The sequence below is a fragment of the Actinocrinis sp. genome (assembly GCF_035938995.1).
In the GTDB taxonomy this organism is placed as follows: Bacteria; Actinomycetota; Actinomycetes; order Streptomycetales; family Catenulisporaceae; genus DASZGI01.
On record NZ_DASZGI010000285.1, the window covers coordinates 1 to 16,920 of the forward strand.

The window sequence follows — 16,920 nt, forward strand, 5'->3', positions numbered from 1 at the left end:
TTCGGCTCACCACTGACGTCAAGGCTGCCGCGCAGGTCGAGGCCTCGTCCGGCGCTTTGGCTGACTGCGATCCCGCTATCTACCTCAACCTCGGCACCGGTCTCGCTGTTGCGATCATCACCGCTGGCACTGTGGTCGTCGGGCGCAACGGCGCGTCGGGGGAGATCGGGTACAACCTGCGGGAGCGCGGCGACGTCTGGCGGCTTGCCGAGGAGCGGGTGCTGCTGGAGGACGTCGTCAGCGGCAAGGCTCTGATGACGGAGGCAGCTGCGCTTCTGCCGCATGCGTCCGGGGCCGACGAATTGTTTTCCCGTGTCGCCTCTGACTCCCGGCTCGCGGGGTTGTTCGAGTCCTTCATCGCCGAGCTGTCGTTCCACCTGGTCAACCTCACCATTGCGATCGACCCGGCCCGCATCGCGGTTGGCGGCGGCATGGTGCGCTCCTGGGACATGCTGCGCGACGGCCTGCGCCGGGCCCTCGACGCCGCGGTCCCCTTCCCGCCCGAACTCGTGCGCGCCGCGTTCCCCTACGACGCGCCGCTGATGGGGGCCCTCGCGCTCGGGCTGGCGGCCGCGCGCGAGACCGCCGAGGTATGACGCCCGCACTTCTTCGTCTTGTTGGTTCCACGAAGGGACTGGGAGCAATGAAAGGCACAAAACTCGTCGCCGTCGCGGCCGCGGCGGTCCTGGCCGTGGCCGGCTGTTCCAGTACGCAGCACAAGGGCTCTGCGTCGGGCGGCTCCACGGTGTCGGACAACGGCCCGCACAAGAAGGGCGGCACGGTCACCATCGCCAACGAGCAGGGCCAGACCTGGACCTGCCAGTTCAACCCGTTCAACCCGGCCGTGTACGCCGAGTCCATCGGCTTCGTCTACGAGCCGCTGATCTTCGTGGACGAACTCAACAATCAGGCCGAGACCCCGATGCTGGCCACCGGTTACCAGTGGAACGCGGACAAGACCTCGATCGTGTTCACCATCCGCGGCGGGGTGAAGTGGAGCGACGGGCAGCCGTTCACCGCGGACGACGTCGCGTTCACCTTTAACCTAATGAAGCAGACCCCTGCGACGGACCTCTATGCCCTGTGGTCCGCGGCCGGGCTGGAGAGCGTCACCGCCTCGGGCAACACGGTGACGATGGACTTCAAGCAGTCCGCGCAGCCGTACTTCTACTTCTTCGCCGACCAGGTCGCGATCGTCCCCAAGCACATCTTCTCCGCTGGCGATGCGGCGGCACATCCCGATACGTGGGCTGACTCGAACCCGGTGGGCACGGGCCCGTTCCTGGTGAACCCCTGCTCCGCGAACAACATCCAGTACACGGCGAACCCGGACTACTGGCAGGCCGGCAAGCCGTACGTCCAGAAGATCGAGTACCCGGCGTACCTGGACAACGGCCCGGCGAACCTGGACCTGGCCTCGGGCAAGGCCCAGTGGGGCAGCCAGTACATCCCCGGGATCCAGCAGTTCTACCTGGCCAAGTCCGCCGACAACCACACCTGGTCGCCGCCGGTGTTGAACGTCTCGATCTTCCCCAACCTCGATCCCTCGCACAAGGCGACCAGCACGCTGGCGGTGCGTCAGGCCATTGCGACGGCGATCGACCGCACCCAGATCGCGGCGATCGGCGAGGGCGGCGAGGAGCCGCCGGCCAACCAGAGCGGAGTGGTGCTGCCGACGTTCCAGAAGTACTACGACGCCTCGGCGGTCAGTTCGGCCGGGTATGACAAGCCGGACCAGCAGAAGGCTGCGACGCTGCTGGCGAGCGCGGGCTACTCGCCGTCGCACCCGCTGAACCTGACGGTCATCACCATCACCGGCTACACCGACTGGGACGCCTCGCTCGCGGTCATCAAGCAGGAGCTCGCCCCGATCGGCATCAACCTCAACGTCTCCGACCTGGCTCAGCAGACCTTTGACACGAAGCTGTTCACCGGCGACTTCGACCTGGCCTACTACGGCGAGCCGACCGGCGGCCCGACGCCGTACTACGAGCTGCGCGAGATGCTCGACTCGGCCAACAGCGCGCCGCTCGGCCAGACCGCGAACGGCAACTACGAGCGCTACAGCAACTCCGCCGTCGACACCCTGTTCAACCAGTACGCGACTGCGGACGACGCCGGACAGGTCTCCATCATGAAGCAGGTCGAGGCCGCGATGGTCCGCGACGTGCCGCTGATCCCGGTGACCGAGTCGGTGGACTGGTTCCAGTACAACACCTCGGACCTCGGCGGCTGGCCGAGCGCGCAGAACCAGTACGCCCAGCCCGCGGCGTTCAACTTCCCCGACGTCGAGCAGGTGCTGCTGCACCTGTACTCCAGGTCGGCCCAGTAGGCCCGGCGCGGCCCAGGAGGCGAGAGTCGTGAGATACCTGCTCAGGCGCGGCGGATTCTTCCTGCTCACGCTGTGGGCCGCGCTGACCCTGAACTTCTTCATCCCGAGGTTCATGCCGGGTAGTCCGGTCAACGCGCTGCGCGACCGGACCCGCGGCAAGGTCTCCTCGGAGACGCTCCAGCAGATGCTCACCTCGTTCGGGTTCAAGCCGAATCAGAACGCGGGGATTCAGTATATTGATTATCTCGGCAACATGCTGACCGGCCACTGGGGGGTGTCGATCGGGCAGACCCTCGGCGAGCCGGTGACCACGATCGTCGGCCAGGCCCTGCCGTGGACGCTGGGCCTGGTCGGCATCACCACCGTGCTGGCCTTCGCGCTCGGCACGCTGATCGGGATCGTGGCCGGCTGGCGGCGCGGCGGCCTGCTCGACGCGATCCTGCCGCCAGTGTTCGTGGTCACCTCGGCGCTGCCGTACTTCTGGGTCGCGCTGCTGCTGATCCTGATCTTCTCGGTGTCGGCCGGCGGCATCCTGCCGAGCGACTTCAACTACGACCCGTCGCTGGTCCCGGGATTCTCGCCGGGCTTCATCGGCAGCGTCCTGCAACACGCGGTCCTGCCGGCCGCGACACTGCTGATCACCTCGATCGGCGGCTGGATCCTGACCATGCGCAACAACATGATCACCACGTTGGCCGAGGACTACGTGCGGATGGGACGGGCCAAGGGCCTGTCGAACCGGAAGATCATGTACGGCTACGCGGCGCGCAACGCCTTCCTGCCCAACCTCTCCGGGTTCGCGATGTCGCTCGGCTTCGTGATCTCCGGCGCCATCCTCATCGAGTACGTGTTCAACTACCCGGGCCTCGGCTACCTGCTCTACAACGCGGTGCAGAACGTCGACTACCCGCTGATGCAGGTCCTGTTCATGCTGTTCACGGTCGCCGTCCTGGTCGCGGTGCTGGTCTGCGACCTGGCGACCGCGTGGCTCGATCCGCGCGCACGGGCGAAGGAGTAGCGGCCGATGAGCGTGCTTCAAGGGACGACGGCCGCCACGCCGAAGCCGAAGAGCCGCGCCGGCGCGGCGTTCTGGCGGGCGCTGCGCGGCAACCGCAAGGCGATGGCCGGGACCATCATCCTGCTGATCTTCACGGTGGTCGCGATCGCGCCGGGGCTGTTCACCTCCGTGCGGGACGCAAACGCGCTGGTCTACCCGCCTCGGCTGGGGCCGTCCAGCGCCCACCTGCTCGGCACCACCGGGCTGGGGCAGGACATTTACTCGCAGCTGATCTACGGCACCCGGCAGTCGCTGATCATCGCGGTGGTGGCAGGGTTCTTCGCCACCGTGCTGTCGGTGCTGATCGGGGTGTCCGCGGCGTATCTCGGCGGCATCTTCGACGACCTGCTGTCGATGCTGACCAACGTGGTGCTGGTGATCCCGGCCTTCCCGCTGATCATCATCCTGGCCAAGTACGCGGGGCACGGTTCGCTCACCGTCCTGCTGGCCGTGCTGGTGGTCACCGGCTGGGCGTACGGCGCGAACCAGATGCGGGCCCAGGCGCTCTCGCTGCGCAACCGCGAGTTCCTGGAATCCGCGCGGGTACGCGGCGAACGGCGCTCGTACATCATCGTGGCCGAGGTGCTGCCCACGATGACCTCCCTGATTGTGGCGAACTTCCTCGGCGCGGCGCTCTACTCGGTGCTCAGCGCCGCGGGCCTGCAGTTCCTCGGGCTCGGCGACCCGAACTCGCAGAGCTGGGGCACGATGCTCTACTGGGCGCAGAACCAGCAGGCGCTGCAGACCGGCCTGCCGCTGTGGTCGATCGCGCCGGGCCTGTGCGTCGCTCTGCTCGGCGCGGCGTTCGCGCTGATGAACTACGCGTTCGACGAGATCGGGAACCCGGCGCTGCGGCCGGTCAAGGCGAAGGAGCGCAAGGCGCGCAGGGAACTGATCGAGAGTGCGATCGAGGGAAGTGCGGCCGAGGAGGACGCGGGCGAGGACACGGGGGAGGAGGACACGGGCGGACCGCTGCTGCGTGTCAAGGATCTGAGGGTCGAGTACGCGACGGCGCGCGGCCCGGTGGCGGCGGTCGCCGGGGTCGATTTCGAGGTCGGCCGCGGGGAGTTCGTCGGTGTGGTCGGCGAGTCCGGCTGCGGGAAGTCGACCATGCTCTTCGCGATCGCCCGGCTGCTGAGCCCGCCCGCCTCGATCACCGGCGGCAGCGTTCTGTTCAAGGGTCGCAACCTGGTCACCATGAACGAGAAGCAGCTCAATGTGCTGCGGTGGCGCGACTACTCCGTGGTGATGCAGAGCGCGATGAACGCGCTCAACCCGGTGCGCACCATCGCGGCCCAGTTCAAGGACGCCATCGAGGCGCACGCCAAGTACACCGACGAGAAGATCAGGGAACGCAGCGTCGAGGTCATGCGGCTGGTCGGGATCGACCCGGTGCACCTGCGCAGCTACCCGCACCAGCTGTCCGGCGGCATGCGGCAGCGCGCGATGATCGCGATGGCGCTGCTATTCACCCCCGACCTGATCATCATGGACGAGCCGACATCGGCGCTGGACGTGGTCGCGCAGCGCTCACTCATGGTGCAGATCAAGGAGCTGCAACAGCTGCTGGGCTTCGCAGTCGTCTTCGTCACCCACGACATGTCGCTGGTCAGCCGGTTCTCCGACCGGTTGCTGGTGATGTACGCGGGGCTGGTGGTCGAGGACGGCCCGACCCGGACGGTGTTCGACACCCCGGCGCATCCGTACAGCCGCGGCCTGCTCGACGCGTTCCCGTCGATCCGTGGCGAGCGGGTCGAGCTCAAGGGCATCCCGGGCAGCCCACCGGACCTCGCCAGCCCGCCGAGCGGCTGCCGGTTCCATCCGCGTTGCCCGGTGGCCGAGGAGCAGTGTAAGACCGTTGAACCCGTCTTGTATCAGGTCGGCACGGCGCAGGCGCGGTGCCTGCTGCTGACCCCGGACCGGCTCTCGCGGCCCGTGCCGCCCGTGGAGGTCAGCTCATGACACTGCTCGAGACGTCCGGGCTCACCCGCCACTTCAAGGTCGGCACCGGCTTCGGGCGGCACATGCTGCACGCCGTCGACGACGTCGACCTGAAGATCGGGCGCCGCGAGATCGTCGCGCTGGTCGGCGAAAGCGGGAGCGGCAAGTCCACCATCGCGCGCCTGCTCGCCCAGGTGTACAAGCCGACCGATGGCGAGATCCGCTTCGAAGGCAAGCCCCTGACGTCGATGCGCGGGCGCAAGGCGCAGCTCGCGTATCGCAGCGACGTGCCGATGGTGTTCCAGGACCCCTTCAGCTCCCTGAATCCCGCGTACCGCGTCTCGCACGGGATCCTGCGCGGGCTGAGGCTGCACCGGCCCGAGCTGAACCGGCAGCAGCGGCTGGAGGAGGCCGAGCGCGTGGTCGAGGCGGTCGGCCTGCATCCGGCCGCTGACATCCTCGGCCGCTATCCCTACGAGCTGTCCGGTGGGCAGCGGCAGCGGATCGGGTTCGCCCAGGCGCTGGCCTACAAGCCGAAGCTGATCCTGGCCGACGAGCCTGTCTCCATGCTCGACGTCTCGATCCGGATCGGCCTGCTCAACGTGATGGCCCGGCTCCGGGAGACCGAGGGCGTCTCGTTCCTCTACATCACCCACGACATCGCCAGCGCGCGGTACGTGTCGGACCGTTTGCTGGTCATGTACGGCGGCCACGTGGTCGAATCGGGGCCAACAGAGTCAGTGCTCGCTGATCCGAAGCACCCGTACACCCAGCTGCTTCTCTCAGCCGTACCGGATCCGCGCGCGCCCTTGGGCGTGGACTCGGAGGCGGCGAAGGCAGAGCCGCCTGCGGTCATCGACCCGGCTCCGGGCTGCCGCTTCCGTGCCCGCTGCCCGCTGGCGATCGACGTGTGCGACTCGGTCACCCCGCGCCTGCGGGAGCTTGGTCCGGCGCACGAGGCGGCCTGCCACGTCGCGACTTAGCGGCTGACGCGGCGCTGGACGTGGAGCAGATACTCCTTCCGGTTCAGCGGATTGTGGTCCCAGCGCGGCCGGGTCGGGAACTCGCCGCGCACCGGCTGGTAGTGGTCGAAGGCGGATTCGAGCGCGCCCTCGCCTCGGGTGAGTGAGGGCAGCTGCCGCTCGAGAGCGTGCACCTGCGCGGCGGGGATTTCGCCTTCGATCAGGCAGACCTCGCGTTCCAACGTCTGGGTCAGCGGAACGGCGCCGAGCCGAGCCAGCACGGGCAGCACCGCCGCGACCGTGTCCGCGGGCAGGTCGAGGCGGAACCGGTGCATCGGCTCGCAGACCACGGTCCCGGCCTCTTTCAGGGCGCTCATCAGCACCAGCGGTGTCAGGCCACGGAAATCGGCGCCCGTGCTCGACATGCTCTTGTCGAACTTCTGGTGCGCGTGGCTCTGCCGCGGCCAGTACCCGCAGTGCGTCATGGTCACGACGCAGTCGGCCACCCGCCAGCCGTAAAGACCCTGCTGCAGCGTCTCCGTGACCGTGTCCTCGACCGCCTTGAAGAACGCGTACGGCATCGCGCCGAGCTCGACCTCCAGGCGGAACTCGATCCCAGCGCCGACCGGGGCGGGATCAACGCGCAGCCCGACGGTGGCGAGGAACGGGTTCACGTCCTTGTCCTTGCCACCCTTCTCGAAGGCGGTGCCGATGCCGGTCGGCCGCTCGATGTAGACCGTCGTGGTCTCGCGGAAGGTGACGTCGAGGTCGAACTCGTCCTTGAGCGTCGCCTGGATGACCTCCTTCTGTACCTCGCCGTAGAGGGAGACGGAGATTTCCTGCCGGATCTCGTCCTGGCGCAGGCCGATCAGCGGGTCCTGCTCGGCGAACTGGGCGAGCGCGGCGTGCAGCGATCCCTTCTCGGACGGCTGGCCGGGGACGACCACGGTCTCCAGCGTCGGCGGGGCGAAGTGGCTTTCCGGCGCGGCGCCTTCGGGCAGGCCGATCGGGTCGCCGATGCGGATGTCGCCGAGGCCCCACAGCTTGGCGATCTGCCCCGCCAGGACCGCGTCACGTCGCACGGCCGAGCCGTGTTCGAACACGTTGATCGCGGTGACTTTCTCTTCCGCGCCGCCGCGCAGCCGGAGCCGATCGCGTACCCGCACCGTCCCGGCGAACATCCGCGCATAGGCGATCTTCTCGCCGGCCGGGCCGCGCTCGACCTTGAACACGGTGCCGGCCGGAGGCGCGTCTGTGTCTCCTGGCGCGGGCGGGAGCAGGTCCCTGATACCGGCGGCGAGGGCGTCCACACCGGCGCCGGTGATCGCAGAGCCGAAATACATCGGATGGACAAGCGCCCGCCCGGTCTGGCTTTTGAGCGCCGCGAACAGCTTGTCGTCGCGGATTGTCGTGTCCAGATAAGCGGCGAGAATCGCGTCGTCGTTCTCCGCCAGCAATTCGGTCAGTCGAGACCTGAATTCCCGGTCGCCGAACTGGAACGCGTCAAAGGAGGCAGCCTGTGTGCCGAGCCCGCTTGCCGTGCCCATCGCGATAACCGCGGGACTGAGTTTCTCCGAAACGGCGCGAAGCGTCAGGTCGTACTGGGCTCCGGCACGGTCGATCTTGTTCACGAAGACGAGCGTCGGGATGCGCAGCCGTTGCAGGACCCGCATCAGGACCCTGGTCTGCGCCTGCACCCCCTCGACCGCGGAGACCACCAGCACAGCGCCGTCGAGCACATTCAGCACCCGCTCCACCTCGGCGATGAAGTCCGGGTGACCGGGCGTGTCGATCAGGTTGACCGCGACGTCGCCGAGCGCGAACGAGACGACGGCGGACTTGATGGTGATCCCGCGTTCGCGCTCCAGCGCGAGGGAATCGGTCTGGGTGTTGCCGTCGTCGACGCTGCCGAGCTCGTCGATGACCCCGGCGGCGTGCAGAAGCCGCTCGGTCAGGCTGGTCTTACCGGCGTCGACGTGCGCCAGAATCCCCAAGTTCAGCGATTTCACGAAGCCTCATGTCCTCAGGATGGGTGAAGTTCCCCGGCTGGATGGACATGAAGGCTGCGCGCATCTGGATTCTCCTTGGGGCTGGGTGCTCCGACCCGGACATTGCAGCAGATGTATTCCGGGTGGGCAATTGATTTACGGGCGGGCGGATCAGCGCAGGTAGCGGCGTCGCCGGTCGGTGCCGATCATGTCTGTGCTGTCCACGAACTGGTCGAACGCGCCGACGTAGGGCAGGTCTTCGAGGTCCGGGTCGGTGACGGTCGCGACGAGGGCGTGGCTGAACCGGCGCGCGTCGAGGACCAGGAACGGGCGGCTGTGGAAGTAGCGGACCTTGGTGTCCAGCGGCTCGGTCAGACCGAGTTCGTTGTGCATTCCCGCGACGAACTCGTACGCGACGGTGAGGTGGCGCTCCCGCTCCTGCCAACTGGTGGCCGCCAGAGCGGCGGTGAGGGAAGGCGTGAGCGCCCCAGCGCACGGCAGCGCGGAGAACGCCGTTCCGAGCCACTTGCTGTACGGCGGGTAGACCCGGCCCATCAGCAGGCAAAGCTTCATCAGATCTCTTACCTGACGCGCCGCGACCACCGCGGAGCCGAGGTCGTCGCCCACCTCGCCGCACCGCCCGACGAACGGCTCCTCCTGGTCCAGCCGCATCCACTGGCAGGCCAGGATGTACCGCCACACGTCGTCCGGATACCACGTCAGGCTCCGTCGATACTCCTCGAGCCGTCCGAGCCCGTCGTGGAAGACGGCGCCGCCCGTCAGCTCCCGAAGCGTCTGCGTCGGCGCCTTGAGCCACTCCCGGGTCGAGAGGCCGCCGGCGGGATCGGCGTCGAGTATCCCGGAGAAATAAGCGTCGAGATCGAGGATGTGTGCCCAGTGCCGCGGCGGCGTGCTGTCGGGGAAGGGGAAGCGGACTGGGTAGCCACCGAACTCCGAGGGCAGCTCACGATCGAGCACCGCGTCGAGATCGTCACGGCACGACTGGAAGTTGTCCCTGTTCAGGAAGATCTGCAGGCGCGGACCCCAGGCGTGGTCAGTGGACCGCACGGTGTCGAAGCTCTGTACCTCCGAGCCCAAGCCGATCAGCGCCGCCGAATTCGGGACGCCGTCCAGGGTGGTGCGCAGGAGGGGAGCGACCTCGTCGGCGTAGAACCGCCGGGCAAGCTCAAGACCAGGAGCGAAGGCGCTTGTCACGCCCTCACTGTGGCAGAGCCCCGGGCCGGCCCGGCAACTGGTTTAGCGGGCGGGCGCGGGGCATCGCGGCTCATTAGACTCGAGATCATCGCGGACGCGGGTGGGCGTGCCCGCGCCTGGCACGTCCTGGAGGGCGCATGCTTCCGGACCCGGTGCTCGACCGCAGCGTGCGGTTCGAGGACGATGCCGTGCTGATCCTGGACCGGCGGGTCTTTCCGCACCGGGTGGAGTGGGTCGCGGCACGTTCTGACGTCGAGGTCGCCGCGGCGATCCGGGACATGGTTACGCAGAGTCTCGGGCCTTGCTTTGCCGCCGCGGCCGGGCTGGTCTTGGTCGCGCGTCAGCAGGTTGGCGCCTCGCCGGAGTCCGCGTTGGCCGCCTTGCGGACGGCGGGGCAGCGGCTGACGGCTGCGCGGCCGACGAACAACATCGTGCGCGACGTGGTGGCTGCCGTGATGGGGGAGCTTTCCGCGCTGCCTACGGACGCGGGCACGGGCGAGATCGTGGAGACGGCTTCGCTGGCGGCCGCCGCGCAGGACGAGTACTACCGGGCGCGAAGCAGGGCGCTGGCGCGGCACGCCGTGGCCCTCGTGGACGACGGCGCCAGGATTCTGACGCACTGCTGGATGGACACGTATCTGATCGAGTTCGTCCGGGCCGCCGACCAGGTCGGCAAGCGATTCCGGTACGTCGCCACCGAGACCAGGCCCTACCTTCAGGGCGCCCGGCTCACCGCGCACACACTCGCCGAGATGGGTCAGGACGTCACCCTGATCACGGACGGGATGGCAGCCGCGGTGCTGAGCCCGTTCTCGGCGCTGGGATCGATCGATGCGCTGGTCACCGCGGCGGACCGGGTGAGCATGGATGGACACGTATTCAACAAGGTCGGCACCCTGGGCGCGGCCGTCGCGGCCCACGCGTTCGAAGTGCCCTACTACGCGTTCATCCACGCCCCGGACCCGCAGGCGCTGAAGGCGGCCGACGTGGTCGTCGAGGAGCGCGACGGTGCGGAAGTCCTTTCCACGCAGGGAATCCGCACCGCCTCGCCGCTCGTCACCCGCGGCCACTACCCCGCCTTCGATGTCACTCCGCCGCGGTTCGTCACCAGGATCGTGACTGACAGGGGAGCTTTTGAACCTGCGCGTGTCGCAGAGTATTGGGACGGGGAGAGGGCGTGAGGTGCAGCGCGTCCGTCATTTGAGCGGGGTCAGGCCTGAGGCCGTGAGCATGGAGGCAGGGTGATACGGCTCGGCGCCGGTGGCGAGACCGAGCACTGCTTCGCCGACATGCTTGGGCGTCAGGATGGGGCCGCGCTCCTTGAGGAAGGTCTCGACGTCCACGCCTGCCCGGTTCGCGTATGCGGCGACGGCGCGGGCGCCCAGCTGGGTCTCCGGGGTCAGCGCCGGCAGCACGGCGGTGAAGCGGATGCCCAGCCCGGCGCGGTCCGACTCGTCGGCGGCGTACGACATCAGGAACCTGATCATCGCCTTCGCCCCGGAGTAGCCGCCGCTCATCGGCGAGCCGGCGACGGCGGCCCCGCTGGAGAACGCGATGACCTGGCTGCCCGGCCGCAGCGGCGTCAGCAGCGCCTCCCGGGTCCAGTGGAACGCCTGGCGCACATCCATCTCCCAAGCCGCGCTGAACGTCTCCCAGGTGTGGTGCTGCACGGGACGGGCCAGCGGAGAGGCGCCGGCGTCGAGGACGATCAGATCCGGCCGGTACTCGTCGAGTAAGAGGCCTGCCACGGTCGGATCCGTGGCGTCGGCCGCGAACGGGATGAACGACGCACCGACCTGGCTCAGGTTCTCCTCGACCTGCTCGAGCGCCGTCCGGGTGCGTGCCACGCCGATAACGCGTGCGCCCGCGCCGGCCAGCGCCGCGCAGATGGCACGTCCGAAGCCCCGGCTCGCCCCGGTGACGATCGCGGTCGATCCGGCAAGCGGTTGAGTATCCACGTGCTGTGTTTCCATGTGCTGTCTCCTAAGGGGAGTCGTAAGTCGAATCAGGGTTGCGGCCGAGGAAGGCGACGAGGCGGTCGCTCGGGCAGGCCCGGCCCGGAACCGCGACTGGATCGGCGAAGGCTGGGTGACGGGTGGCGCCGGTGACTATGAGTGCGCTGATGGCGGCTAGGTCGACGGCGAGCGCGGGCGGGATCGGCCACCTCAGGCCGCAGGCGCGGCCGATGTCCCAACCGTGCACCGCGATCTCGATGGCGCCGACGCCGAGCATGAGCCGCGGGTCGAGCGAGCGGTCGGCGATCTGCACCGGCTCGCTGCGTGGCGTGTGGCTCGTCCGGCCGCGCAGGCGGGCCGCCCGGTCGCGAACCTGCGCGGCCGGGTCGCCGGCTGCGCATGCGCTGACGAGCACGGGGAGGTCCACTCTCCCGGTGCAAAGGCCGTCGCAGAGTGCGTCCAGCGAATCAGTGACGTGCAGAAGCAGCGAGCCCAGATCCCACTTCGCGCACGGCGTCGGATCTGACAGCCTCGCCGGGGTCACCACATGCACCGCGCCGAGAGCGAACCCGATCGCCCGGTCCAGCAGCGCCGCCGGATCGTCGAGAGCCGTCAGGTCGAGCTGCGCAGTCATTGCAGTGGGGTTGGGGGCGGGGTGACGGCAGGGAGGGTTAAGGGCAGGCCGAATCCAGCGAGCAGGGACGGCTCAGGATCGAGGAACGCGATGATCCGGGAGATCCCCGAGTCCGTGACCGTGAGCACCTGGACGGTGTGGGCGTGCAACGTGCCGTGCTCGTCGGGCATGTAGCCGAGGACGGCGGGCTGGCCGTTTGCCTCGGTCGGCACCATCACGAAACCGCGCTCCCGGCTGAACACCTGGACGGCGAAGAACCGGCCGCACGCCTCGCGGCCCGCGTACCAGCCCGGCCGCGGTGGCATCTCGACCACCACGTCCTCGCGCAGCAGCCGCAGCAACGCAGCCAGGTCCGCGTGCTCGAACGCGGTGGCATACCGGTCGAGCACCGACCGCAGCTTCGGATCGTCCGGTTCCACCAGACCGTCCTCGGTGGGAGCGTCCTGCTGGAGCTGCGCACGAGCCCGCTGCAGCGCGCTGTTCACCGCAGCGGTCGAGGTGCCCAACAAGCCGGCGATCTCGTGCGCGCGCCAAGCCAGCACGTCGTGCAGGATCAGCGCGGCACGCTGGCGCGGGGGCAGCAGCTGAAGCGCCGCCACCCACGCCAGCCGCATGCTCTGCCGCGAGATCGCCAGCGCGGCCGGGTCGGCGGGTGCGCCGAGGCCGAGGCTCAAGCGCACGAGCGCGTCCGGCATCGGCTCGAGCCACGCCGTCTCGGTCGGGCGGGCCGGATCGAGCGGACCGTCGGGCGGCTCCGACGCGGCGGCCAGCCCGGACGGCAGCGCGCGGCGGTCCCGGCTCTCCAACGCGGTCAAGCACGCGTTGGTCGCGATCCGGTACAACCAAGTCCGCAGCGACGCACGGCCCTCGAAGCCGTCGTAGGACCGCCAGGCCCGCAGATACGTCTCCTGCACGAGATCCTCGGCGTCGTGCACGGAGCCGAGCATCCGGTAGCAATGGGCCAGCAGTTCGCGACGGTACGGGTCGGTCAGCCGCCCGAACTCCTCGCGCGTGTCGTCTGCACGGTCCACCGTTTTCATCCTTCGCGCCGTCTGGGTCGCACCCCGCGTCATGTCGCTCCCTCCTACCTTCCACCTGCGGCGCCGGAACTCGCCGGAACCGGCGCCGTGACCGGCTCGGCCGGGGCCGTCTGGGTGCGCCGCGACGGAATCGCGAGCCCGGCGAACGCTCCGGCAAGGGAAAGGGCCGCCGCCGCGCCGAGCGCGGCCGCGAACCCGTGGGCGAACGTCCGCGACGAGCCGTATCCGCCGCCCGCCGCGAACACCGCGACCAGGACCGCGATCCCGAACACCCCGCCGAGCTGACGCAGCATGTTGAAGGCCGCGGACGCCTGCCCGGCCTCGCGGGGCGCGACCGCGCCCATGACGCCGGTCTGAGCGGCGGGCATCGCGACCGAGATTCCGGCCCCGGCCAGCACCATCGGCGCGATCAGGTCGGGGTACGGCAGCCCGGCGTGGACCACCAGCGCGAGCCACCCCATCCCGGCCGCCTGCCCGGCGAGCCCGGCCGCGATCAGCGGGCGCACGCCGAAGCGATGGACCAGCCCGCCGGACGCCGGCGCGATCACGAAGAGCGTCGCGGTCCACGGGGCGAGCCGCAGCCCGGCGCCCAGCGGACCGTAGCCGAGGCCGGCCTGCAGGTACTGCGCCATGAAGAAGACGGTGCCGTACAGCGCGGCGTACATCAGGAAGGCCGAGGCGTTGCCGGCGGAGAAGCCGCGGGACCGGAACAGCCGCAGCGACAGCAGCGGATGCCGGGCGCGCGCCTCCCAGGCGACGAACGCGGCGCCGAGCACCAGGCCGCCGGCCAGCGAACCGACCACCTGCGCGCTGCCCCAGCCGGAGCTGTTGCCCCGCACCAGGCCCCAGACCAGCCCGAGCGCGCCCCCGATGGACAGCACCAAGCCGAGCGGGTCGAGCGCGCCGCCGGTCCCGGCGCTCGGCGGGATCCGCCTGAGCACCAGCGGGATGAGGGCCGCGCCGAGGGGGACGTTGAGCCAGAAGATCCACTGCCAGGCGAGGCCCTGCGTGACGGCGCCGCCGATCAGCGGGCCGCCGAGGACGGCGACTCCGGTGATGCTGGAGAAGATGCCGAACGCCCAGGGCCGCCGCTCGGCCGGGAACGCGGCGCTGAGCAGCGCCATCGCGAGCGGCATGACCATCGCGGCCCCGATGCCCTGCACGGCGCGGGCGGCGATGAGCCAGTCGACGCTCGATGACAGGGCGCACGCCGCCGACGCGGCGGTGAACAGCGCGATCCCGATGACGAACAGACGGCGGCGCCCCCAGCGGTCGCCGAGCGCCGCACCGGTCATGAGGAAGACGGCGAAGCTGAGGTTGTAAGCGTTCACCGTCCATTCCAGAGATTCGATCGAAGCGTGAAGATGCACGCGGATGGTGCTTAAGGCGGTCGTGACGACTAATGCATCGAGCGCCACCATTAGCGACGCCACCGATGTCAGCGCGAGGGCCCAGCCCCGTGACGTCCGGATGCCGATGCTCACAGTTCCCTCCAGTGCCTCCGGCGCGAGTGCGGTCATAGGTACTGACCACGCGCACCCCGAAAACTCATCGCGGAGGCGCAGTGCATCGGGACTGGGCACGCCCGGATTGTTGTCGGCAGCGGGGGATAGCATCCGCCGTGTGACGCGCTATGGATCGCTGCCCCCGGGATGGGCCGAACGGATCGAGGCTCTGGCCACCGGCGGCCTCGAGCCCGTTCCGCCGCGTCCCTCCGCGACGATCCTGCTGCTGCGCGACCAGCCCGGCCGCCCGGAGCGCGGGCCGGAGGTCTACATGCAGCGGCGTCATTCGGCGATGGACTTCGCCGCGGGCATGTACGTCTTCCCCGGCGGCAGCGTCGATCCCGGCGACGCGGACCTCCCGGCGGGTTGGAGCGGCCCCCGGCCCGACGCGTGGGCCGAACTGCTCGGCTGTCCGGTGGAGCTGGCCGGGGCGGTGGTGTGCGCGGCCGTGCGCGAGACCTTCGAGGAGTGCGGCGTGCTGTTGGCCAGCTCCGCCGCCGACCCGGACACGCTGGTCGAGACCTCCGGCGACGCCTGGGAGGCTGACCGGCTGGCGCTGGCCCGCCACGAGACCACGCTCGCCGACCTGTTCGCCCGCCTCGACCTGGTGCTGCGAGGCGACCTGCTGCACCCCTGGACCCACTGGGTGACGCCGGAGTTCGAGCCCCGCCGGTACGACACCTGGTTCTTCGTCGCCGAGATGCCCGCGCGGGGTCAGGCGCGCGACGTCTCCGGCGAGGCGGACCTGTCCGTCTGGCATCGCCCCCTGGACGCGCTCGCGGACTACCGGACCGGCGGGATCGACATGATGCCGCCGACGCTCGTCACCCTGCGCGAGATCGCCCTGCACCGCGACACCGCCGGTGTGCTGGCCGCCGCGGAAGCCCGGATCCCGCTGCCCGCCCCGCTGACCGCGCGGCTGCGTCCCCGCCCGCGCGAGGACGATCCGATCGAGCTGATGTGGCCGGTCGAGGACCCGTTCGGCGCTGAGCCCTTCCCGCTCGACCGGCCGGTCCGCGCCGCGCAGCCGGTGCCCGTGGCCCCAAGGGTTCCCGTGGAAGCGGTGGAACGGTCAAGACCGGGCCGGGCATCATCGGGACCATGACGACGAAGATTCCTTTCACCGCCGGCTGGCACCGCCTCGACGAATCCGGCACCACCTACGCCTACCTGCTCCCCGACGGGTCCTGGGGGCTGTCGAACGCCGGCCTGATCCGCGGCGACGGCGTCAGCATGCTCATCGACACCCAGTTCGGCCTCCAGCTGACCAGGGACCTGATCGACTCCGCCGGGCCGCTGCTCGACCCGTCCCCGTCCTGGCTCGCCGTCACCCACGGCCACGGCGACCACACCTTCGGCGCCGAGCTGTTCCCCGAGGCCGAGATGCTGGCCTCGGAGCGCTGCATCGCCACGATCGACCACGAGATCACTCCCGAGATGCTGCGCGCCCTCGCGGCGGCGCCCGGCCCGCTGGGCGACTACACCCGGCACGCATTCGGACGCTTCGACTTCGGTGGCATCACCGTGCGCCACCCCACGGTCGGCATCGAAGCTCCTGAGGTGCGCGACGTCGGCGGCGTCGAGGTCCGGCTGATCCCGCTCGCCGGACCCGCGCACACCGAGGGCGACCTCGTCGTACACGTCCCGGCCCACGGCGTCGTCTACGCGGGCGACCTGGTGTTCGGCGGCGAGCACATGCTCAAGTGGGCGCCCGGGTCCTTCGACGAGTGGATCGGCCTGCTACGGGGCCTGGCCGCGGACGGCGCGCACACCTTCGTCCCCGGCCACGGACCGGTCATGACGGCGGCCGATATCCTCGACTACTGCGACTACCTGGCCCGCATCGAGGAGCAGACGGTCGCGCTGCACCGGGCCGGCGTCGGCTACCGCGAGGCGGCGATGACGATGGACCTCGGCGGCTTCGACGACCGCCGCGCCCGGGAACGGCTGGTGATCACCACCGCCGCGCTGTACGCCCACCTCGGCACCGACGAGCCGACCGATCTGGCGAACGTCCTCGGCGAGATGGCTCGCGCGTGGACGGAGGCGAAGGCCTGACCTGACGTCGCGTCGGCCGACGGGTCGGCTCCAGGCCTAGGCCCGGTCTTCGAAGCCCGCGGGCGGTCCCTCCTGCGGGCCGAGTTCGGGTTCGAAGGCAGTGCGGTAGCGCGCGAACAACCCACGCCACGCGTCTTCGGCGGGACTGTGACCGGCCAGCCGGTCCAGGCACAGGTCCCAGCCGGCGGCGTTGCGGGCGGCGATCCCCGCGGCCACCTCGTCGATCAGGACGA

General features: G+C 69.7%; 14 protein-coding genes and 1 pseudogene. 8 read left to right on the plus strand and 7 right to left on the minus strand.

What is annotated here, in order from left to right:
- From VGZ32_RS19845 to VGZ32_RS19865, 5 genes are all read left to right on the plus strand, one after another.
- The coding region (locus VGZ32_RS19845; RefSeq protein ID WP_326887599.1) for an ROK family protein at positions 1–596 on the plus strand (596 nt) is incomplete at its 5' end.
- Between the two features lie 47 nt (positions 597–643).
- On the plus strand, positions 644–2,332 hold the full coding sequence (locus VGZ32_RS19850; RefSeq protein WP_326887600.1) for an ABC transporter substrate-binding protein: 1,689 nt from the start codon (positions 644–646) through the stop codon (positions 2,330–2,332).
- A 28-nt stretch (positions 2,333–2,360) separates the two neighbouring features.
- Positions 2,361–3,350, plus strand: coding sequence for an ABC transporter permease (locus VGZ32_RS19855; protein WP_326887601.1), 990 nt, complete (start codon positions 2,361–2,363; stop codon positions 3,348–3,350).
- A gap of 6 nt (positions 3,351–3,356) precedes the next feature.
- Positions 3,357–5,351: a dipeptide/oligopeptide/nickel ABC transporter permease/ATP-binding protein gene (locus VGZ32_RS19860; RefSeq protein ID WP_326887602.1), complete on the plus strand. Its 1,995-nt coding sequence runs from the start codon at positions 3,357–3,359 to the stop codon at positions 5,349–5,351.
- Positions 5,348–6,313 (plus strand): ABC transporter ATP-binding protein, encoded by a 966-nt coding sequence (locus VGZ32_RS19865; RefSeq protein WP_326887603.1) that lies wholly within the window; start codon positions 5,348–5,350, stop codon positions 6,311–6,313. The genes VGZ32_RS19860 and VGZ32_RS19865 overlap by 4 nt, the downstream gene beginning before the upstream one ends.
- On the opposite strand, the gene VGZ32_RS19870 is transcribed toward VGZ32_RS19865, so the two are convergent.
- Positions 6,310–8,301, minus strand: coding sequence for a translation factor GTPase family protein (locus VGZ32_RS19870; protein ID WP_326887604.1), 1,992 nt, complete (start codon positions 8,299–8,301; stop codon positions 6,310–6,312). The genes VGZ32_RS19865 and VGZ32_RS19870 overlap by 4 nt on opposite strands.
- 150 nt (positions 8,302–8,451) lie before the next feature.
- A complete protein-coding gene (locus VGZ32_RS19875; protein WP_326887605.1) occupies positions 8,452–9,495 on the minus strand; it encodes a DUF4037 domain-containing protein in 1,044 nt (347 codons plus the stop codon).
- 137 nt (positions 9,496–9,632) lie between these two features.
- Here VGZ32_RS19875 and VGZ32_RS19880 point away from each other — a divergent pair, with 137 nt between their 5' ends.
- A complete protein-coding gene (locus VGZ32_RS19880) occupies positions 9,633–10,676 on the plus strand; it encodes a hypothetical protein (RefSeq protein WP_326887606.1) in 1,044 nt (347 codons plus the stop codon).
- Between the two features lie 15 nt (positions 10,677–10,691).
- On the opposite strand, the gene VGZ32_RS19885 is transcribed toward VGZ32_RS19880, so the two are convergent.
- Genes VGZ32_RS19885 through VGZ32_RS19900 form a run of 4 tightly spaced genes read right to left on the minus strand, consistent with a single transcriptional unit; the run spans position 10,692 to position 14,644 of the window.
- Positions 10,692–11,468, minus strand: coding sequence for an SDR family oxidoreductase (locus VGZ32_RS19885; protein ID WP_326887607.1), 777 nt, complete (start codon positions 11,466–11,468; stop codon positions 10,692–10,694).
- A 10-nt stretch (positions 11,469–11,478) separates the two neighbouring features.
- A complete protein-coding gene (locus VGZ32_RS19890) occupies positions 11,479–12,084 on the minus strand; it encodes a TIGR03086 family metal-binding protein (protein ID WP_326887608.1) in 606 nt (201 codons plus the stop codon).
- Positions 12,081–13,157, minus strand: coding sequence for a sigma-70 family RNA polymerase sigma factor (locus VGZ32_RS19895; RefSeq protein ID WP_349263672.1), 1,077 nt, complete (start codon positions 13,155–13,157; stop codon positions 12,081–12,083). Before VGZ32_RS19895 ends, VGZ32_RS19890 begins: the two co-directional genes overlap by 4 nt.
- A gap of 11 nt (positions 13,158–13,168) precedes the next feature.
- A complete protein-coding gene (locus VGZ32_RS19900) occupies positions 13,169–14,644 on the minus strand; it encodes a DHA2 family efflux MFS transporter permease subunit (RefSeq protein ID WP_349263673.1) in 1,476 nt (491 codons plus the stop codon).
- A 103-nt stretch (positions 14,645–14,747) separates the two neighbouring features.
- Between VGZ32_RS19900 and VGZ32_RS19905 the strand changes: the two genes are divergently transcribed.
- Positions 14,748–15,734: an NUDIX hydrolase gene (locus VGZ32_RS19905; protein ID WP_326887611.1), complete on the plus strand. Its 987-nt coding sequence runs from the start codon at positions 14,748–14,750 to the stop codon at positions 15,732–15,734.
- Positions 15,731–16,687, plus strand: a complete 957-nt coding sequence (locus VGZ32_RS19910; protein ID WP_326887612.1) for an MBL fold metallo-hydrolase — start codon at positions 15,731–15,733, stop codon at positions 16,685–16,687. The genes VGZ32_RS19905 and VGZ32_RS19910 overlap by 4 nt, the downstream gene beginning before the upstream one ends.
- Before the next feature lie 36 nt (positions 16,688–16,723).
- Here the strand turns inward: VGZ32_RS19910 and VGZ32_RS19915 are convergent.
- A pseudogene (locus VGZ32_RS19915) lies at positions 16,724–16,920 on the minus strand (ATPase); the annotation flags it as partial.